Annotated in this window: 1 protein-coding gene; it reads left to right on the top strand. The window is 56.0% G+C overall.

What is annotated here, in order from left to right; translation table 11 throughout:
* A partial coding sequence (locus tag BT204_RS03450; protein WP_345769704.1) for an immunoglobulin-like domain-containing protein occupies positions 1–1,202 on the top strand: 1,202 nt, incomplete at both ends.

The following is a 1,202-nucleotide window of genomic DNA, read 5'->3' as shown; positions in this document are numbered from 1 at the left end:
CAGATCACCTACACCGCCACCTTGACCAACCCGGCGCAGACGCCTGTGAATGTCACCTTGAGCAATGGCTCGGTGATCACCATCAAAGCGGGTGAGTCGACAGGCAGCATTGTCGTTGATACGCCGGCTAATGACGTCTACGTCAACGGCAGCACCGTCAGTACGACGATTACGGGCGCGACTGGCGGCAATTTCGAAAGCCTGGTGCCGAGCACCACGCCAGCGGTTACCACCATTACCGATTCGATCGATACCACCACTGTGACGCTGACAGCCCCAACCGAGGCGAACGAAGGTGGTCAGGTGACGTATACCGCCACGCTTTCCAATAAAGCGGGCACTGATGTCACGTTGAAGTTGGATAACGGTTCGTCGATCACCATCAAAGCTGGCGAAACCGTTGGCACCGTGACCGTGCCCGCCCCTACCGATGACGTGTTCATCGACAAAAGCACCCAAACGGTCAAGATCACCGAAACCACCGGCGGTAACTTCGAAAAACTGGAAGTTGCAGGTAACGGCGCGACCACCACGATCAACGACACCATCGACAAAGTTGATGTGGTTCTGACCGCTACCACCACCGTTGGCGAAGGCGGCAACATCGTCTACACCGCTAGCCTTGTGGATAAAAACGGCGCGCCGGTGACTAACATCACTAACCCGTTGACCGTCACTTTGGATAACGGTCAGACCATTACTATCGGTGTTAACCAATCCAGCGGCACCGTTACCACCGTGGCGCCAGACGATATTTATAAAGGCGATCAGACCGTCACCGCTGCTATCAAGGGTGTGACCGGCGGCGAGCATTTTGAAAATCTGGTTCCAGGTACTACCCCAGTTAACACGACCGTTACCGATACGCCGGGCACCGATAACACCACTACCGTGACACTGACGGCTCCGACCGAGGCGAATGAGGGTGGCGAGATCACTTACACCGCCACGCTTTCCAACAAAGCGGGCACTGACGTCACGCTGAAGTTGGATAACGGTTCGTCGATCACCATCAAGGCTGGCGAAACTGTTGGCACCGTCACCGTCCCTGCGCCTACCGATGATGTATTCATCGATAAGAGCACTCAGACCGTTCAGATCGCCGAGACCACTGGCGGCAACTTCGAAAAACTCGAAGTGGCAGGCAACGGCGCGACCACCACGGTCAACGACACCATCGACAAGGTCGATGTAGTTCTGAC

The sequence above is a fragment of the Pseudomonas sp. NFPP02 genome (assembly GCF_900119355.1).
GTDB lineage: Bacteria > Pseudomonadota > Gammaproteobacteria > Pseudomonadales > Pseudomonadaceae > Aquipseudomonas > Aquipseudomonas paracarnis.
The sequence above is the reverse complement of the archived record's forward strand: the minus strand, read 5'-3'. Positions and strand labels throughout refer to the sequence as shown.